Annotated in this window: 16 protein-coding genes, 2 tRNA genes and 1 other RNA gene; 5 read left to right on the forward strand and 14 right to left on the reverse strand. The window is 70.1% G+C overall.

Annotated elements, in window-relative coordinates:
* Positions 1–640 (forward strand): HNH endonuclease (locus tag DPA01S_RS16980; RefSeq protein WP_198150725.1); only part of this gene is annotated, 640 nt, incomplete at its 5' end.
* Positions 641–760: 120 nt separating this feature from the next.
* On the opposite strand, the gene ssrA is transcribed toward DPA01S_RS16980, so the two are convergent.
* From ssrA to prfB, 8 genes are all read right to left on the reverse strand, one after another.
* Positions 761–1,134: a transfer-messenger RNA gene (ssrA, locus tag DPA01S_RS07720) on the reverse strand.
* 82 nt (positions 1,135–1,216) lie between these two features.
* Positions 1,217–2,062 (reverse strand): DMT family transporter, encoded by an 846-nt coding sequence (locus DPA01S_RS07725; RefSeq protein WP_061229891.1) that lies wholly within the window; start codon positions 2,060–2,062, stop codon positions 1,217–1,219.
* The gene (smpB, locus tag DPA01S_RS07730) at positions 2,062–2,571 is read right to left on the reverse strand and encodes an SsrA-binding protein SmpB (protein ID WP_007633865.1); all 510 of its coding nucleotides are present in this window, start codon (positions 2,569–2,571) and stop codon (positions 2,062–2,064) included. Before smpB ends, DPA01S_RS07725 begins: the two co-directional genes overlap by 1 nt.
* A 97-nt stretch (positions 2,572–2,668) precedes the next feature.
* Complete coding sequence (gene ftsX / locus DPA01S_RS07735; RefSeq protein ID WP_007633868.1) at positions 2,669–3,571, reverse strand: permease-like cell division protein FtsX; 903 nt, start codon at positions 3,569–3,571, stop codon at positions 2,669–2,671.
* Positions 3,571–4,260: a cell division ATP-binding protein FtsE gene (gene ftsE, locus DPA01S_RS07740; RefSeq protein ID WP_061915206.1), complete on the reverse strand. Its 690-nt coding sequence runs from the start codon at positions 4,258–4,260 to the stop codon at positions 3,571–3,573. Before ftsE ends, ftsX begins: the two co-directional genes overlap by 1 nt.
* A 105-nt stretch (positions 4,261–4,365) precedes the next feature.
* A complete protein-coding gene (locus DPA01S_RS07745; protein WP_061915209.1) occupies positions 4,366–5,115 on the reverse strand; it encodes a hypothetical protein in 750 nt (249 codons plus the stop codon).
* Positions 5,115–6,011, reverse strand: coding sequence for a mechanosensitive ion channel family protein (locus DPA01S_RS07750; protein WP_061915212.1), 897 nt, complete (start codon positions 6,009–6,011; stop codon positions 5,115–5,117). The genes DPA01S_RS07745 and DPA01S_RS07750 overlap by 1 nt, the downstream gene beginning before the upstream one ends.
* A complete protein-coding gene (gene prfB / locus DPA01S_RS07755; RefSeq protein WP_061915215.1) occupies positions 6,011–7,117 on the reverse strand; it encodes a peptide chain release factor 2 in 1,107 nt (368 codons plus the stop codon). Before prfB ends, DPA01S_RS07750 begins: the two co-directional genes overlap by 1 nt.
* A 164-nt stretch (positions 7,118–7,281) precedes the next feature.
* Between prfB and DPA01S_RS07760 the strand changes: the two genes are divergently transcribed.
* The 3 genes from DPA01S_RS07760 (at position 7,282) to DPA01S_RS07770 (ending at position 10,874) form a co-directional block, all read left to right on the forward strand.
* Complete coding sequence (locus DPA01S_RS07760) at positions 7,282–8,091, forward strand: inositol monophosphatase family protein (RefSeq protein ID WP_061229887.1); 810 nt, start codon at positions 7,282–7,284, stop codon at positions 8,089–8,091.
* A 121-nt stretch (positions 8,092–8,212) separates the two neighbouring features.
* The gene (locus DPA01S_RS07765; protein ID WP_061915217.1) at positions 8,213–9,619 is read left to right on the forward strand and encodes an acyl-CoA dehydrogenase family protein; all 1,407 of its coding nucleotides are present in this window, start codon (positions 8,213–8,215) and stop codon (positions 9,617–9,619) included.
* Between the two features lie 49 nt (positions 9,620–9,668).
* On the forward strand, positions 9,669–10,874 hold the full coding sequence (locus DPA01S_RS07770) for an acyl-CoA dehydrogenase family protein (RefSeq protein WP_061915221.1): 1,206 nt from the start codon (positions 9,669–9,671) through the stop codon (positions 10,872–10,874).
* A gap of 119 nt (positions 10,875–10,993) precedes the next feature.
* On the opposite strand, the gene DPA01S_RS07775 is transcribed toward DPA01S_RS07770, so the two are convergent.
* Complete coding sequence (locus DPA01S_RS07775; protein ID WP_061915224.1) at positions 10,994–11,704, reverse strand: chymotrypsin family serine protease; 711 nt, start codon at positions 11,702–11,704, stop codon at positions 10,994–10,996.
* Positions 11,705–11,855: 151 nt separating this feature from the next.
* Positions 11,856–12,500: a TetR/AcrR family transcriptional regulator gene (locus DPA01S_RS07780; RefSeq protein WP_007633883.1), complete on the reverse strand. Its 645-nt coding sequence runs from the start codon at positions 12,498–12,500 to the stop codon at positions 11,856–11,858.
* Between the two features lie 169 nt (positions 12,501–12,669).
* Here DPA01S_RS07780 and DPA01S_RS07785 point away from each other — a divergent pair, with 169 nt between their 5' ends.
* On the forward strand, positions 12,670–13,797 hold the full coding sequence (locus DPA01S_RS07785; RefSeq protein WP_061915274.1) for an acyl-CoA dehydrogenase family protein: 1,128 nt from the start codon (positions 12,670–12,672) through the stop codon (positions 13,795–13,797).
* Here the strand turns inward: DPA01S_RS07785 and DPA01S_RS07790 are convergent.
* The 4 genes from DPA01S_RS07790 to DPA01S_RS07805 form a co-directional block, all read right to left on the reverse strand.
* Positions 13,794–14,987, reverse strand: a complete 1,194-nt coding sequence (locus tag DPA01S_RS07790) for an FAD-dependent oxidoreductase (protein ID WP_061915277.1) — start codon at positions 14,985–14,987, stop codon at positions 13,794–13,796. The two genes, DPA01S_RS07785 and DPA01S_RS07790, sit on opposite strands and share 4 nt — an antisense overlap.
* Positions 14,988–15,207: 220 nt before the next feature.
* Positions 15,208–15,284, reverse strand: a tRNA-Met gene (locus DPA01S_RS07795).
* Positions 15,285–15,490: 206 nt separating this feature from the next.
* Positions 15,491–15,567: transfer RNA gene (locus DPA01S_RS07800), tRNA-Met, on the reverse strand.
* A gap of 117 nt (positions 15,568–15,684) precedes the next feature.
* Entirely contained in the window at positions 15,685–18,762 is a 3,078-nt protein-coding gene (locus DPA01S_RS07805; RefSeq protein ID WP_083961811.1) for a UPF0182 family protein, read from the reverse strand.
* Between the last annotated feature and the right edge of the window lie 29 nt (positions 18,763–18,791).

An 18,791-nucleotide genomic window follows, 5' to 3' on the forward strand; every position in this document is an offset into this window, starting at 1 on the left:
TGACCTGGATCATGTGGTGCCGTTCAACCACGCCGACCCCGCCGCCGGTGGCCTGACCATCGAGGCGAACCTGGTGGCCCAATGCCGGCGCCACCACCGGTTCAAAACGTTCTCCGACTGGACCTACAAGCTGGAGCCCGACGGCACGCTGATCGTGACGACCCCCGACGGCACCGTCATGCTCACCCGGCCCGACGGGCCGCTGGCCCAGTACCGGCGCGAGCAACAACGTAGCGAGGCCGAGGCCTGGGCGCGTCAGCAACGCCGCAATCCCAGCCCCGTCTACGGGGCCGGGGTCCTGGACGAGGCCACCTACTTCGCCCGCCGCGCACAACGCCTGGCCCGCGAACGCGCCCGCACCGCCGCCCGCAACGCCACCGAGGCCCGCGCCGCGACCTCGCCGCCACCTGAGACCGCGGAGACGCCCACCGGCAGCGCACCCGCACCCGAATCCACCGCCAACACCACCCCGGACGCGAACGCGACGCCGGACTCGGGATCGCGTGAGCGCATGACCCCCGCCGCGGCCAGCCGCTGGTGGCAACGCAACAAACCCACCGACAGCGCCCAGGAAAAAGCCATCCTCCACGCCCTCCACGAGCACCTCGACGAACTCCTCCAACCACCACCACCCTTCTGAGGCAGGAGGGGGCCAGCGCCGGCGGCCGGCGCGCGGACGGGCTCTGCATCGATGGTTCCGAGCAGCACTATGAAATGCGCTGAACCCCCGGTCGTCGAGACGACCGGGGGTTCAGCCCGATTGTGGAGCTGCCGGGAATTGAACCCGGGTCCTCCGCAGCATCGGCAGGACTTCTCCGTGCGCAGTCCGCGTTGGCCTCTACTCGGATCTCGCCCTCATGCGGACGTGTTGGCGATGACGATCCCAGTCACTGTGAGTTGTCCCGACCCACCCCGTGACCGGGTGAGCCGGTGATCCCTCTAGATGATGCCGGGTTCCGGGGCGAGAGCGACCCCGGGCCGACAGACTACGGGCTCGCTATCAGGCAGCGAGGGCGTAGTCGCGCTGATTGGTATCGGCGCGTAATTGGTTGCCACGACGCTTACGGTGGTCTCTGGCCTGCACCGGCACGCTTCCCCTGCGTCAGCTCACGTAGTCGAAACCACATCAGCCCCTCAGGAGCCGCCGACTTCCGCCGACGGACCTCCAACCATACCCCCGGGGACCGTCGAATACCAGGGTGACGTCCGTCTCCGGTCAGCCAAGCGTGAGGAGGACGATCGCGACGCCGGCCAGGCCCAGCCCGGCCAGTTGGACCGCGCGCATCCGCTCGCCCCCATGCGTGACCGCCAGCGCGACGGTGAAGGCGGGGTACAGGGCGGCGATGACGCTGACGAGGGAGAGCATCCCTGCCTGGGAGGCGAAGTAGAACGCACCATTCGCGATCGCGTCGAACACGGCGATCACCACCCCGATCGCGATGAGACGGCGCGGGAAGCGGAACGACTCACGCGCGGCCACGGCAGCGGCGAGCAACATCACCGTCGCGCCTACCCGCGACGCCGCGACCGGCCAGAGCCCCTCGCCCGCGGGCACCCGCGACAACAGGACGAAGAAGGCGGCGAACGCCGAGCCCGACACCACCGACATCACCAGGAGCGACGCCGTCAACCGCCCGTGCGCGGCGGACGAGCCGTCCGCGCCCTCCAGGGACACGAGGACGGTGGCCACGAGCGCCACCGCCATCCCCGCCATCGCCGCGGACCCGGGCCGCTCCCCCGCCGCCAACCCGAAGGCCAGAGGTCCGGCGGCGGCCAGGACCGCCGTGATCGGCGAGATGACGCTCATCGGCCCCCGGGACAGCGCCACATAGAACGTCCACACCGCGGCGCCGGATGCGAGCCCGGACGCCAACCCCCACCCCAGGCCCGCCGGAGTAGGTGACCCGCCCGCGACGAGGGCCGCGACCCCCACGAGCACGATCGAGACAGGGTAGGCCACGCTGACGACGCGCAACGCCCGCGCGCGGCGGGACGCCACGCCACCGAGATAGTCACTGATGCCGTACGCCACCGCCGAGGTCGACGCCAGCGCGACCGGCATCACGCCCGCATGCCCTTGATCTTCCTGCCCAGCTCGCGGACCGCTTCGCGCTCGGCCGTCCGCCGGGCGATGTCCTGCCGCTTGTCGTGGGCCTGCTTACCCCGCGCGACGGCCAGTTCGACCTTGACGCGACCGTTCACGAAGTAGAGCGACAACGGGACGAGCGTCGCGTTCCCGTCGCGCACCTTGCCCACGAGCGAGTCGATCTCCCGGCGGTGTAGCAGGAGCTTCCGCGCCCGCTTGGGGGCATGATTCGTCCAGCTCCCGTGCGAATACTCGGGGATGTGGAGCCCGCGGAGCCACACCTCGCCGTCGTCGACCGTCGCGAACGCGTCGACCAGCGAGGCCTTACCCTCCCGCATGCTCTTGATCTCGGTGCCCACGAGGGCGATCCCGGCCTCGTAGGTGTCCAGGATGTGGAAATCGTGCCTGGCCTTGCGGTTACTCGCGACGATGCTCCCGTCGGAGCCGAGGGAGGACGCGCCCTTCTTCTTGTTTTTCTTGGCCACGTCGGTTCACCTCCTCGTTGCTGTTGCGCAGCCCCCAGAGTCTAGACGAGCCGGAAGGGGCGGCGGCCGTCAGTGCCGGGCCATCAGTACCGGGCCATCAGTGCCGGACCGTCAGCCTCAGGGTCACCCACGCCGTCAACGCGGAGGCCACCGCGCCGGCGACGACGAGCCCCGGGGCGAGAACCAGAATGTCGGAGGTCGTGATCCTCTCGACGAGATTCGCCCGGTACGCCTCGTCCAGCACCCTGTCGAGGAACACGCTCTTGGCCACCAACAGACCCCCCACCGCAAGGACGGCGCCGGTGATCGCCGCGATCACCGCTTCGAGCACGAACGGCAACTCGGTGTACCACCGGCTCGCGCCCACCAGGCGCATGATCCCGACCGCGGTGCGTCGCGTGAACGCCGCGATCTGGGTCATGTTGGCGATGAGCAGGACGGTCGCCACGAGCTGAACCACCGCTATGGCGAACGCCGCGTTGCGGATGCCGCCGAGAACCGAGAAGACGCGCTCGACCAGCTCACCCTGCCCCTGCACGACCTCGATCCCGGACACGTCCGCCAGATCCACCGCGACCTCCTCCGCCCGCGTCGGATCGGACAGAGTGAGGGTGAACCGCGAGCCGAGAGCGTCCGGCGACGTCGACTCCACCAGAACCGGGTCGGTCGAGGCGAACAGCTCGACGAACTCGGAGTAGGTCTCCTGCGGGTTCTTGTACTCCACCGACGCCACGCCCGGCGTCTCCTCGAGCTGCTCGCGAATTCCCGCGCACTCCGCCGCACACTCCGGGTCCTCGACGGAGATCGAGCGGTCCACGTAGACGCGGAACTCGTTGAGGTAGTCGTACTTGGCCTGGCTCGCGGACGCGGTCATCGCCACCAGCAGCCCGGCGCCCAGCATCCCCAGCGCGACGGCCGTGGTGATGATCATGGCCAGCGTCATGGAGAGGTTCCGGCGTAGTCCCTGCGCGACCTCCGACGCGATGAACCTGACGGCCATCAGCGATCCACCCCGTAGGTCCCGCGTGCGTCATCCCGCACGACCGCACCGTCGACCAGTTCCACGACCCGGCGGCGCGACCGATCCACGATGTGGCGGTCGTGCGTAGCCATGAGCACCGTGGTGCCCGTCCTGTTGATCCGGTCGAGCAGCAACATGATGTCCTCACTGGTCTCCGGGTCGAGATTGCCCGTCGGCTCGTCCGCGAGCAGCAGCACGGGACGGTTCACGAACGCCCGGGCGATGGCGACTCGCTGCTGCTCTCCCCCGGACAACTCGTGCGGCCGACGATCCGCCTTGGTACCCAGTCCGACCATGTCGAGCGTCTCCGGGACGAGCTTCTCGATGGTCCGGCGGGACTTGCCGATGACCTGGAGCGCGAACGCCACGTTCTCCGCGACCGTCTTGCCCGGCAGGAGGCGGAAATCCTGGAACACGCAGCCGAGCGAACGCCGCAGCCCGGGCACATCCGAGTTCTTCATGCGTGTGAGATCGTGGCCGGCCACGACGAGCCGACCCGAGTCCGGCCGCTCCTCCCTCAACAGCAGCCGCAGGAAGGTCGACTTACCGGAGCCGGAGGCACCGATGAGAAAGGCGAACTCGCCGTCGTCGATCTCCACGCTCACATCGGACAGAGCCGGACGCGTCACGGACGCGTACGACTTGGTCACACGGTCAGCACTGATCACGCCAGTAGCCTAGCGCCACACCCGTCACTGTCGGCGCTGCTGGCCGAACACCGTGGTCCGCCGGCGGGACCGCCGAAGCGCCACCCGGTGCCCGAGCGATAGGCGTCACCCCTCGAGGGCGCCGCCGCTCGGAACAGAGGTCGGAACGCCCTCGGGTGCCTGCTGACCAGTCTGCTGTTGCGACTGCTGCTGAGGCTGCTCCTGCGGCACCTGTTGCTGCGGTGCCTGCTGCTGCGGCGCCTGCGTCTGCTCCTGCCGGGTGGGAGTCGATCCCGCCGTTCCGCGCAAGCCACCCGGGCCCGGGCTGGTGCTGGCGGTGCCCTCGGGGCCGGTGGTCGTCGTCCCGGTCGTCGCGGTCCCCGTCTGATCCGGCCCTGTCGTGGGAGTGGGATCGGTGGTGCCCGTAAGCTCCGACGGCCCGGTCTGCTCGGACGATGACTCAGCCGGCTCGGTCGGCGCACTGGTCGCGGGCGGGGCCGGCGGACCGAAGGCGACGACCGGCTGCTCACGGACGAGCAGATACAGCACCCCGGCGACGACGAACGCACCGAGAAGGATCGCGGTCGTCCGCGACATCGACAGGAACTCCCCGATCAGCGCCACGATCGCGGGCTTCGGCCGGCGTGAGGGCGCGTCGGGCGGTGGCGTGCCGCCGAGGCCCAGCGGATCGGGCTGTTCACGGGCGGACGGGTCCTGGCGCAGCACGGGCTCCTGACGCGTGGCGTCATCCTCCCGGGTCGTGCCGGCGTCGGGGGTCGCGTCGGCGCCCCGGGCCACGTCACCGTCGCGGGTCGTGTCGTCGTTCCGGATCGTGTCGTCGTTCCGGGTCGTGTCGTCGTCACTGTGCCGTGCCATCAGACGCTCCCCTCTCCGGTCTGCGGGCGGAGCATCCCCGCCCGGATGGCCGCGAGCGCCTCCGGCTCCAGGACGATGCCCTCCTGCCTGAACCGGCGCAGGATCACCGCGCGCATGCGCCGGCCGACCTCCCACTGCATCCCCGGCTTGGTGCGGGCGAGCAGGCGGATGATGGTCTGCTCCAGCTTGATGGACTGCACGCCCATCACGGATGGCTCGTCGAGCACGTACTCACCCACACGGTCGTCGTCGACGATGTCCCGACACACCTCGGCGAGCACCTCGTGCGCCTTGTCCATGTCGGCGTTGTTGGGTACCGGCACGTCGATGATGGCGCGCGCCCAGTCCTGCGACTGGTTGACCGCGGTGACGATCTGACCGTTGGGAACGATCACGGCCTCACCGTCCAGCGTGCGCAGCCGGGTGACGCGGAGAGTGACGTCCTCGATCGTGCCGGCGGCGACGCCGGTCGCGGTCGTGAGCTCCACGATGTCGCCGTACCCGTACTGCCTCTCGGCGAGGACGAAGAACCCCGCCAGGAAGTCCTGGACGACCTTCTGCGCGCCGAAGCCGAGCGCCGCGCCGAGGACGGTCGCCGGCGCGACCAGGGCGACGAGGTTCACACCGAAGCGCAGGAGAATCTGGATCCCGAAGAGGACGTACAGGACGGCGACGGCGACATAGGAGAGCACCTGGATCAGCGAGTGCAGGTGCTTTGACTCCTCGGACCACAGCTCCTTGTCCGCGTTCTTTGCGTCGATCCGGCCGGTCCACATCCGGGCGATCTTGCCGATCACGCGGGTCAGCAGGGCCGCCCCCAGGACGAGGAGGACGACCTCCAGACCCTCGTTGCTCAGCCAACGGAGAATTCCGCTGAAGTCGGTCTGGACCCTCACTAGGCGTCGGCCCCCTCCCGCATCCGCCACCGGATGCCGGCCTCGATGAATCCGTCGATGTCACCGTCGAGCACCACCGACGGGTTGTTGACCTCGTGCTCGGTCCGGAGGTCCTTGACCATCTGGTACGGGTGCAGCACGTAGGAGCGCATCTGGTTGCCCCACGACGCGTTGCCGCCCGAACCGAGGGCGTCCATCGCGGCCCGTTCCTCCTGCCGCTTGCGCTCGAGCAGCTTGGCCTGCAGCACCTTCATGGCCGCGACCTTGTTCTGCAGCTGCGACTTCTCGTTCTGACACGTCACGACGATCCCCGTGGGGATGTGCGTGAGGCGCACCGCGGAGTCGGTGGTGTTGACCGACTGCCCACCGGGACCCGACGAGCGGTACACGTCGACGCGGACCTCGTTCTCCGGGACCTCGATCGAGTCGACCGTCTCGACCACGGGAAGCACCTCGACCTCGGCGAAGGAGGTCTGGCGGCGCCCCTGGTTGTCGAACGGCGAGATGCGCACGAGGCGGTGGGTGCCCTGCTCGACCGAGAGGGTGCCGTACATGTACGGGTCCTTGACGATGAAGGTGGCGGACTTGATGCCGGCCTCCTCCGCGTACGAGGTGTCGTAGACCTCGACCTTGTGGCCGTTCTTCTCCGCCCAGCGCACGTACATCCGCATGAGCATCTCCGCGAAGTCCGCGGCGTCGACACCGCCGGCGCCCGCGCGGATGTTCACGACGGCCTCACGCTGGTCGTACTCACCGCTGAGCATCGTCTTGACCTCCATGGCCTCGACGTCCTCACGCAGGCTCGCCCGCTCGGCATCCGCCTCCTCGACGGCGTCGCCGCCTTCCTCCTCCGCGAGCTCGTACATCAGCGGCAGATCCTCGATCCGCTGCCGCAGTTCGCGGCAGCGACGTAGGTCCGCCTGGATGTACGACAGCTCGCTGGTGACCTTCTGAGCCCGGTCCTGGTCGTTCCACAGGTCCGGGTCGGCGGCCATCTGCTCGAGCTCGTCGACGCGGCGGGCGAGCTCGTCGATGTCGAGAACCTTCTCGACGGTGGTCATGGTCGCGTCGAGGGCTGCGATGTCGGCGGAGACTTCAGGGTGCACGAGATCCGAGTCTACGCGGCCCGGGCGTCGCCCACCGTTTCCCCGCCCGTCGCCCCGACGTGACCCGCCACATCACCCGTGGTCGCCCGCCGCGGGTAGCGTCGAGAGCCGCGGACCCGCTGCCGCCCGTGGTCAGCGCGCCGCGACCCCAGCGGAGGAAGTGCATGTCCATCGACACCGGCCACCCGCGCCCCCCGTCCGACGAGCTCACCGGGCGACTGTCCGACGTCGACCTGGCCGCCCGCCTCGTCGTCGACGCCGGCACCCTGGCGCGCCGCCTGCGCGAGGACGGACTCGACGTCCGGCGCAAGACGTCCGTCTCGGACGTCGTCACCGAGGCGGACGACGCCGCCGAACGACACATCACCGCGCTTCTCGCCGCCCACCGGCCGGACGACGGCGTCCTCGGCGAAGAGGGAACCCTGGTCGCCGGCGGCCACGACCGGCGGTGGGTCGTGGACCCCGTCGACGGCACCTACAACTTCGTCTCCGGCTCCGACTACTGGTGCTCGGCAGTGGCACTCAGCGGCCCCGACGACTACCTGCTCGGCGCGGTCCACCGCCCCGCCACCGGCGAGACCTTCGTCGGCGGCTCCGAGACGCCCACCCGCCGCAACGGCGTCCCCGTGACCCCGCTGTCCCCCGGCGACCTCGCCGCCGGCAGTCTCGCCACCTACCTCCACCCGCCGTTCCTCACCGACCCCGATCTGGCCGAGCCGTTCCACCGCGTGAGCCGGGGCGCGGCGACCATCCGGATGCTCGGATCCGGATCGGTCGACCTGGCCTCGGTCGCCTGCGGGATCCACACCGTGTGGTGCCAGCACTCCTGCCCGGAGTGGGACTGGCTGCCCGGCCGCGCACTCGTCGAGGGCGCGGGCGGGGTCTGCGCGACCGTGGAGGTCAACGGCTACGACTGGTTCGTGGCGGGCCGCCAGGGTGCCGTCGACCAGGCGGTCGCCCTGCTCCGCGGCTGAACCAACCCCCGCCGAACAACGGTGCCGAGAACTTCAGGGGAAAGTGTGGCGCTCGGAACTTACTCCGAAGTAAGGTGTTGGCGACCACACCGCCCACCGTCCGTCACGAGAACAGCTGGTGATGATGAGTAAGAACCCCACGACCCCGCCCACGACGGGACGCGCGAAGACCTCCACACCGGGCAAGAACCCCACACGCATCGACGCCATCGGCGCCGCGATGCGTGCGCTGACCACGATCACCGGGTCGGAGTTCGCCGAGCGGTTCGGACTGCGCCAGACGGTCGACCGGGTGACCTACGAGGCCACCAAGACCGGATTCAAGACCCTCGGGGCCGCGACCAAATCGTTCAAGAAGGTCTCCGGAGGCGGCGCGCCCAAGCGCCTACCCGACGCCGACACCGAGGCGCGGCCAGACCTGTTCGACCTCACGCTGGACGAGGACCAGCAGATGATCTCCCAGACCGTGCGCGAATTCGCCACAGAGGTCATCCGCCCGGCCGCCCACGACGCCGACGCCGCCGCTGAGGCCCCCGCCTCGCTTCTCGAGCGGTCCGCCGAGATCGGCGCCACCATGCTCAACGTCCCCGAGGAGTTCGAGGGCATCGCCTCCGAGCGCGGCGTGGTGACCAACTCCCTCGTCGCCGAGGCCCTGGCCTACGGAGACATGGGCCTGGCCCTGCCTATCCTCGCGCCATCCGGCGTGGCAACCACGCTGACACAGTTCGGCTCCGACGCCCAGCAGAAGTCCTACCTGCCGGCGTTCGCCTCCGAGAAGGTCCCGGCCGCCGCCGTGGCGGTGGCCGAACCTCGCCCGCTGTTCGACCCGTTCGACCTGAAGACGACCGCCGTACGCACCCCCGGGGGCTTCACGCTCAACGGCGTCAAGTCGATGGTGCCCACCGCCGGCACCGCCGAGCTCTTCGTCGTCGCCGCCATGCTCGACGGCGCGCCGACCTACTTCGTCGTGGAATCCGACACCGAGGGCCTCGTGGTCGAGGCCGATCCGTCCATGGGCCTGCGCGCCGCCGGCCTGGGCCGGCTCGTCCTCACCGACGTGACCGTGCACGCCGACGCGATCCTCGGCGGCCCGGACGTCTCCCCCGACGACCGCGCCGCCGCCTACGCCGACGTGATCCGTCTGTCGCGCCTCGGCTGGGCGTCGCTGGCCGTGGGCACCTCCCACGCCGTCCTCGACTACGTCACGCCCTACGTCAAGGAGCGCCACGCGTTCGGCGAGCCCATCGCCCACCGACAGGCTGTCGCCTTCGCCGTGGCCGACATGGCCACCGAGCTCGACGGCATGCGCCTGGTCACCTGGCGTGGCGCCTCCCGCGCCGAGCAGGGCCTGTCGTTCGCCCGGGAGGCCGCCCTGGCCCGCAAGATCGCCGCGGACAAGGGCATGAAGATCGGCCTCGACGGTGTCCAGCTGCTGGGCGGGCACGGCTTCACCAAGGAGCACCCGGTCGAGCGCTGGTACCGCGACCTGCGCGCCGTGGGCGTGGCCGAGGGCGTGGTGGTCCTGTGACCCCCGCCCGCGCCGCCACCCTCCCGAACCGGACCAAGGACACCCAGCGATGATCAACCTCGAACTACCCAAGAAGCTCCAGGCGGGTGCGAACCAGGCCCGCCAGGTAGCCACCCAGATCTTCCGGCCCATCTCCCGCAAGTACGACCTCGCCGAGCACGAGTACCCCGTCGAGCTCGACACCCTCAAGGCCATGATGGAGGCCATGGAGGACGCCGGCCAGGCCGCCTCCGGCGCCACCATGGGGTCCGGCGGCGCACCCAAGCGCGAGGGCGTGGCCAACGGCGGCAACATGAAGTCGCTGCTCAACATCATCGAGACCTGCTGGGGCGACGTCGGCCTGACCCTGTCCATCCCCCGCCAGGGCCTGGGCAACTCCGCCATCGCCGCCGTGGCCAACGACGAGCAGATGGAGAAGTTCGGCCGCGTGTGGGCCTCCATGGCCATCACCGAGCCCGACTTCGGCTCCGACTCCGCCGCCGTGTCGGCCACCGCGCGCCTCGACGGCGACGAGTACGTCCTCAACGGCACCAAGATCTTCGTCACCTCCGGTGCCCGCGCCGACCACATCGTGGTGTGGGCGACCCTCGACAAGAGCAAGGGCCGCGCCGCCATCAAGTCCTTCGTCGTGCCGCGCGACCATCCCGGCGTGTCCGTTGACCGGCTCGAGCACAAGCTCGGCATCCGCGCGTCCGATACCGCGCAGATCACCTTCACCGACTGCCGCGTCCCCAAGGAGAACCTCCTGGGCGACCCGGAGATCCGCGTGGACAAGGGCTTCGCCGGCGCCATGCAGACGTTCGACAACACCCGCCCGCTGGTCGCCGGCATGGCGGTGGGCGTCGCACGCGCCGCGCTCGAGGAGATCCGCACGCTCCTCGAGGAGGCCGGTATGGAGATCGACTACGACCGGCCCGCCACCAGCCAGCCGGCCGCCGTGGCCAAGTACCTCGAGCTCGAGGCCGACTGGGAGGCCGCGTACCTGCTCACGCTGCGCGCGGCGTGGATGGCCGACAACAAGATGCCCAACACCAAGGAAGCGTCGATGTGCAAGGCCAAGGCCGGGCGCACCGGCTCTGCCGTGACACTGGGCGCCGTCGAACTCGCGGGCAGCTACGGCTACTCCGAGCGCAGCTTCCTCGAGAAGTGGTCGCGCGATTCCAAGATCCTCGACATCTTCGAGGGCACCCAGCAGATCCAGCAGCTGGTCATCGCCCGGCGCATCCTCGACCTGTCGAGCGCCGAGCTGAAGTGAGCTGACCCGCCGGACGGGGCGACGAGACCCGTCGGATCAACGAGAAGAGCGTTCCGCACACCACGCCGAGCGGGTGTGCGGAACGCTCCTCTCGATGGATCCCGGGGCCGGCCGGGCCGTCAGGCCATCCGGAAGCCGCTTCCGGGCCAGTTGCGCGCGGTGGCGTCGGCGACGATCGCGTCGAACGAGTACCCCAGCGCGGGCAGGAAGAACGGCGACTGGGCCGGGTGCAGGCACGAGGGCAGAACAGGGCCGAGGCTGCCGGCCGCCCCGGCCGCCGGCGGCATGTGGCCGCCCGAGACCAGGCCCACGAGCCGGCCGTCGCGGGTGATGGGCCCGCCGGAATCCCCGTACCCGGCACAGGCGTGGCTCCAGAACCTGTCACCCTCGCGCTGCCAGGTGATGCCGCACGTGTGGCCGGTCGACAGGCCGTCCTTGCAGACGACGTCGCCGAACTCCGGCGCCGGCCCGCGGCCGACCACGCCGGCCTGGCGGACGGGGACCGCGACGCCCGGGTCCAGGCGGATGACCGAGTAGTCGAGGATCTCGTTGCGGGTGGCGACCGTGCCGATCACGCCCGCGCCCTGGTTGTCGCGGAGGATGACCGGGACGTTTATCCGATCGCTGCAGTGGGCGGCCGTGAACGCGACCGGGGTGCCCGCCGCGTCGTAACCGGCGGCGGTGATGGTGCATCCCGCCACTCCCCCGACGAGCACGGGGGTCGCGCCGCCGACGGGCACCGCCGCCTGGGCGGCTGCGGGCACCATCAGCGTGGCGGCGCCGACCATCACGGCCGTCGCGGCGAGTTTCGCCAGACGGGTGAACCTCATGAGCGTGTCCTTCCCACCCCTGGCGGAATGCCCGGGTCTACGCTCCGTCAGACTAGCGGCTGGGGCCCCGCCGTGCACGACGCACGCGCGCGTCACCGGCGCGCCTCCCGAATCCGGGTGCGGCGCCACCGCCCCAGCGGCACACCGCCGGTCAGTGCTCCCCGACCGTGATCCGGATGGTGGGACGTCGGTCGTCGGCACCGCCGATCCGACACCAGATCGCGGCCACGATCGGTTCGAGGAACAGTTCGCCGACCTGCCCCATGAGGGTGCGCACCACCTGGACCTTCTCCGAGGAGCGCGTGGAGGCGTGGCCGCCGCGGCGCAGACTCTCGACCTCCCTGGTGGTGAGGTCGACGATCGCCGCGAGCAGCGGAGCGCCCCGGCCGTCGGGCTCGATGAGGGCGCGGTTAATGTACTTCACCACCATCGGGTTGCGCTCGAGCATGTCGCGCACGGCGGCGTCGCGGGCCGCGACCACCTCCGCCGGGGACCCGGTGTGCTCGACGGTCGCCAGCGCGTCGACGACGTGCTCCACCACGAGGTCGTCCACCGCGCGGCGCAGCCCCTCCTTGGTGCCGAAGTGATGCTGGATCAGCCCGATGGTCACGCCGACCTCGGCGGCGACGCGGCGCATGGAGACCCGGTCCTCGCCGTGGTCCGAGTACAGCTCCAGCGCGGCGTACCGGATCCGCGCGCGGGCGGTGAGGTCGCCGTCGGCGGAGCGCCGCGGGCCGGAGTCGCCCGCCTCTGCGCCGCCGCCGGACCCGGGGCCATCTGAACCCACCTCGCCCATCACGCACACCTCTCGCCGCGACGTGCGGCGCCCGAGGCGACCGCCGGAATGATGACCATACACCTGTATGCCATGCGGTTGTATGGTGGTGCTCGACAAGGCCACGCCGGCCCCCACCTCACTCTGGAGTCGCCCCGTGTTAGAGCCCGCCCCCTTCCGCTCCCCCTGGATGACCGACGACCTGGACGCTCTCCGAGCGCACACCCGCGCCTTCCTCGAGAAGGAGACCGCCCCGCACCTCGAGCGGTGGGCCGAGCAGGGCGCGGTGGACCGCGAGTTCTGGAACAAGGCCGGCGATGCGGGCTTGCTGTGCATCTCGATCCCCGAGGAATACGGGGGCGGCGGCGGCTCGTTCGCCCACGAGGCCGTCATCGCGGAGGAGCAGACCCGGGCGCTGGACGACGGCTGGGGCAACTCGGTCCACAGCACGATCGTCGCCCACTACATCCTCCAGTACGGCACCCAGGAGCAGAAGCAGCGTTGGCTGCCGAAGCTCGCGACCGGCGAGATGGTGGGCGCCATCGCCATGACCGAGCCCGGCGCCGGGTCGGACCTGCAGGCACTGCGCACCACGGCCACGCGCGACGGCGACGACTTCGTGGTCAACGGCTCCAAGACGTTCATCTCCAACGGCATGCACTGCGACCTGCTCGTCATCGTGGCGCGCACGGGCGGCGAGGGCGCGCAGGGTCTGTCACTGCTGGTGGCCGAGACGCCGGGGCTGGAGGGCTTCAACCGCGGCCGCAAGCTCGACAAGATCGGCCTGAAGTACCAGGACACCATGGAGTTGTTCTTCGACGACATGCGCGTCCCGGCGGGCAACATCCTGGGCGGCGAGGGCCAGGAGGGGCAGGGCTTCATCCAGCTGATGCAGCAGCTCCCGCAGGAGCGCCTCATCATCGCGGTGACCGCGGTCGCCGCCGCCGAGACCGCCGTGCGCCTGGCGACCGACTACGCCAAGGAGCGCGAGGCGTTCGGCAAGCCGATCCTCAAGTTCCAGAACCTGCGCTTCGAGCTGGCCGAATGTAAGACCGAGGCGCTGGCCGCCCGCACTCTGCTGGACCACTGCATCTCGCTGCATCTCAAGGGCGAGCTCGACCCGGCGACGGCGTCCATGGCCAAGTACTTCTGCACGGACAAGCAGTGCGAGATCATCGACCGCTGCCTGCAGGTCTTCGGCGGCTACGGCTTCATGACCGAGTACCCGATCGCCCGCATGTACGCCTCGGCGCGCGTGCAGAAGATCTACGGCGGGACCAACGAGATCATGAAGGAGCTGATCTCCCGGACGCTCTAGAGTCGCGAGCCCTCCCGCAGGTCCGCGACGATCTGGCGCACGGCGTCACGGCCCGCCCGGTTGGCCCCCACGGTCGACTGGGACGGGCCGTAGCCGATGAGGAACAGTCTCGGCTCGTCGAGCGCCCGTCCGTCGGCGACGCGGATCCCGCCCTCGGCCGTCCGCAGCCCGAGCGGGGCGAGATGGGCGATCGCGGGCCGGAACCCGGTGGCCCAGAGGATGACGTCCGCCGGCTCGAGCCGCCCGTCGGGCATCCGCACTCCGTCGGGCTCGATGCGGGTGAACATCGGGTGGCGCACGAGGACGCCGCGCGCGTCGGCGCGGTCGATCCACGGCGCGCGGTACATGCCGGTGACGCGGATGACACTCTCCGGCGGCAGCCCCCTCGCCGTGCGCTCGGCGACGCGGTCGATTGCGGCGGAGAAGTTGTCCGGCGGCGGGCCCGTCTCCCACTCGATCTCCCGCCGCGTCACCCACAGGGTGTCGGCGACGAGGGAGATGTCCTCGAGCAGCTGTGTCGCCGAGATGCCGCCGCCGACGATCACGACGCGCTGTCCGGCGAACTCTTGGGCCGAGACGTAGTCGTGGACGTGGAGCTGTCGTCCGCGGAAGGTCTCCTGACCTGGGTAGTACGGCCAGAACGGCCGGGTCCAGGTGCCGGTGGCGTTGATGACGTAGCGGGCCGCCCATGTCCGTGGGTCTCCGGGGCGAAAGGTGCCGCGGCGGGGCGCACCGGTCGGTTCGGTGACGACGACGAGGTGGTCTCCGGCCGGGTCGACCCTCCCAGGGACCGGTCTGCGTACCGAGCGGACACGGACCGGTCGCCGGACGTCGAGGCCGTGGCGGATCTCGTAGTCGGCGAAGTAGCGGGGCAGGATCTCGCGGCTGGGCGTGTCCGGGTCGACGTCGGGGACCGGGTGGTCCGGGAGGGCGAAGATCCCGTTGACCGTGCGCATGGTGAGCGACTCCCAGCGGTGCTGCCACGCGCCGCCCGGGGCCTCGTCGGCGTCGAGCATGACGAAGGTGCGGTCGCTCCGGGCCTCTCCGGCTGCCCGACCTGCCGGGACGAAGCCACGGCGTCGCAGGTGGTGTCCGGCCGACAGGCCGGCCTGCCCGGCCCCGATGACGAGCACGTCGACGGGCGCGGCGGGTGTCCCGGGTTCGAGTGTCACGCCCCCATGGTCGGTCATCCGGGCCGTCCGAGTCGACGAGGGCCCTTCGTCGATGGCGGCGCGGGTCTTCATACCGGTGTCCTCCAGGGTCCGCAGCAGGTCCCCGGGGGGTTCGACGCCGGCGGGCGTGCGGTGGTCGCCGACGCGGATCGGAAACCGACCCAGCGACCGCCCCCGACGGGGTTCCTCCCGAAATGGGCTCGGGCCCGGCTCCCTGAGGGAACCGGGCCCGAGGGCGTGGTAGCGGGGACAGGATTTGAACCTGCGACCTCTGGGTTATGAGCCCAGCGAGCTACCGAGCTGCTCCACCCCGCGTCGATCATCCGGGTGGTACCGGGTGATATCGGACCGTCCGAAGGTCGAGTGGTCTCCCCCTCGGCTCCGCTTCGGTCTGCTTGAACCTTAGCAAAGAGCAACCGAGAACCACGAATCGGTGCGGCGCTAGACGGCGGCGGCGCCGGAATCGGCGCCCGGGAACGACGAAGGGCCCCTCCGTGAGGAAGGGCCCTTCGTCGTGCACGTGGTAGCGGGGACAGGATTTGAACCTGCGACCTCTGGGTTATGAGCCCAGCGAGCTACCGAGCTGCTCCACCCCGCGTCGATTGCATCTATGACACTACGTGCCACTGAACCGACAAGGCAAATCGGCCGGCCGTACGACGACGCCCGGGCCGGTCACACGGGGAGACCGGCCCGGGCGGACGGAGTCGGGTCGTCAGTTGCCGTTGCCGAGCGCCTGGTAGGCGTCGACGGCGGCCTGCAGGTCCTCGAGCGCCTGCCCGAGATCGGAGAGGTCTCCCCCGCTCTGGGCCGAACGGACGGCGTTCAACGCCTCGTTGAGCTCGCGCACCGCGGCTTCACGGGAGGCCTCGTCGCCGCCACCACCGCCACCGCCGGCCGCGGGTGCGGACGGGCGGGGGGCCGTGCCCTCGGCGGGCCGCGACGTGCCGCCCTCCGCCTGGGCCTCGGCCTGACCGGTCTCGTCGATCCGCACGGTGTCGGGATCCGTCTCGATACCGACCTGCTGCAGCGCCTCGTACAGGGTGGGCGCGTACCCGACCGCGCGGTCGTAGCTCACCATCACGCGCAGCAGACGCGGGAACGCGGAGTCCTGGTCCTTGCGCTGCGTGTAGATCGGCTCGACGTACAGCACCGAGTCCCCGGCCAGCGGCAGCGCCAGAAGGTTGCCCTCGGTGATCTCCGCCGTCTCACCCCACAGGCGACGGTCCTGGGCGATCGCCGGCGAGGCGATCATGATGTCCTGCGCCTGGTTCGGGCCCTGCGCCAGCGGCTCGGTGCGCCGCTGCACGCGCACGGTGATCTCGCCGTACGTCTCCGGGTCCGAGCTCGCCGACATGTGCGCGGCGAGGAACTCGCGCTCGTACCCGCGGAACGCGGAGATGAGCTGGAACGAGGGCTCGTCGGACTCCGGGTCCGTCGGGTCCGAGACCACCACGTAGTACGGCGGCTGGCTCGGGCCGTCGCGGTCCACGGTCTGTGCCCCGGCCGGGCCACCCGCGGTCCCGGGAGCGGGGGCGGTGCCGGGCCCGGCCGCCGGCGGGGTCTGCGGGTTCTGGATGGACGAGGTCACCGTCGGGTCGGACGGCACCGACCAGAAGGCGTCGTTCGTGAAGAACTGACCCGGATCGTCGACCTGGTACTTGGCGAGCAGCTCGCGCTGCACCTTGAACAGGTCCTCGGGGTAGCGCAGGTGCTCGGAGAGCTCCTCGGAGATCGCGTCACGCGGCTGCACGATGCCCGGCAGGGCCTTCATCCACGTCTGCAGCACCGGGTCGGACTCGTCGAACGCGTACAGGTCCACCGTGCCGTCATAGGCGTCGACGGTGGCCTTGACCGAGTTGCGGATGTAGGAGACCTCCTCGTCCGGCAACACGCGGCCGCTGCCGTCGCTCAGGGAGTCCGAGGTCATGGCCTCCAGCGAGCTGAGCTCGGCGTACGGGTAGGTTTTGAGCGTCGTGTAGCCGTCGACGATCCACTTGATGCGCCCGTCGATCACCGCCGGGTACGTGTTGGTGTCCGTGGTCAGCCACGGGGCGACCTTCTGCACGCGGTCACGCGGGTCGCGGTCATAGAGGATCTTCGAATCGTCACCGATGAGGCTCGACAACAGGATGTTCCGCTCGGCGAACTTCAGCGCGTACGCAATTCGGTTGACCCACCCGCCGATCGGCACGCCGCCGGAGCCGGTGTATGTGTACTGCTCGGCATCGGTGTCGTACTCACGGGGGCCGTCGCCGTTGTCGCCGACGATCGCGTAGTCGGGATCCGACTGGGCGATGAGCTCGCCGAAGTAGATCCGCGGCTGCGTGACCGGGATCATCATGTCCTCGCCGTTGTTGATCGCGTCGAGGTCCGAGACCTGGTAGTTGGGCAGGCCACCGCGGTCCGAGCCCGCGTCGTCGGCGATCTCGTTGACGCGGTTCGCGGGAGCGGCCACGAAGCCGTTGCCGTGGGTGAAGACGGTGTGGCGGTTGATCCAGTCGCGCTGGTTGGCCTGCAACGACGCCGGGTTGAGCTCGCGCGCGGCCACGAGGAAGTCCTGCATCTCGCCGTCGATCGTGTACCGGTCGATGCTCAGGGTCTCGGGGAAACCGTAGAAGTTGCGCAGCTGCTGCTGCTGGGTGAAGGTCGGCGCCAGGACGTTGGGATCCAGAACGCGGACGTTGGACAGCGTGGTGATGTCCGAGGCGGCCTCGCGGGGGTTCGGGTCGGCCGAACCCCAGTTGTCGATGTAGGTCACCCGGTCGTCACCGATATCGTATGCGGCACGCGTCGCCTCGATGTTGCGGGCGATGTACTCCCGCTCCTTCTCGGCGCGGTTGGGGTTGACCGAGAACTGCTCGACGGCCAGCGGCCACGCCGACCCCACCACGAGGGCGGAGAACAGGAGCAGGACCGTGGCCAGCGCGGGGATCCGCAGGTCCCGGATGACGATGGCGGAGAAGAACGCGACAGCACACACCAGGGCCACCGAGAACATGAAGATCTTGGCCGGCATGAGGGCGTTGACGTCGGTGTAGCTGGCGCCCGTGAACGTGGCGTTCTCGCTGAACAGCAACTCGTACCGGTCGAGCCAGTACGCCGCCGCCTTGGCGAGGACGAACAGGCCCGCGAGGCTCACCAGCTGAATGCGGGCCGCCCGGGTCAGCGCACCCTCTCGGGCGCCGGGCCGGAGGCCACCGAAGATGTAGTGCGTGAAGAGGTTGGCCATGAACGCCAGAACGATGGCGATCATCAGCCAGGTCACGAGCGCGCGCCACATCGGCAGCTCGAACGCGTAGAAGGAGATGTCGAGCCCGAACTGGGGGTCCGTCTCACCGAACGGCGTCGAGTTGAAGAACGCGAGCACCGTCTGCCAACCGGTCTGCGCGACCGAGCCGGCCAGGATCGCGAGCACGGCCGGGATCCAGAACACCGTCCGACCGGGCGAGGAACCCATGGCCGCGCGGTACCGGGCCAGCGCGTCCGGCATGCCCGGCTGCGAGAGGAACACGGGGCGGGCGCGGTAGGCCAGCATGATGCCGGCGGTCACCGCCAGCCCCACCAGGAGCGCCACCACGACGAACACCCCGAGCCGCGTGAGCAGTTCGGTGCGGAACACGCTCGAGGCGTCGACGCTGCCGAACCAGAGCCAGTCCGTATAGGCCGTGTTCAGCCTCGGCAGGACCTGGATCAGGAGGATGAGGACGACGACGGCGACGGCGACGGCCCGACCGCGACGCGAGATCGCGATTGGCCGACCGGGGGGGTTACCGGGTGGGCGGACGGACACCTGGGATGCTCCTGCACTGCTGGGGCGGA

The organism is Dietzia papillomatosis NBRC 105045 (assembly GCF_001570845.1).
Classification (GTDB): Bacteria; Actinomycetota; Actinomycetes; order Mycobacteriales; family Mycobacteriaceae; genus Dietzia; species Dietzia cinnamea.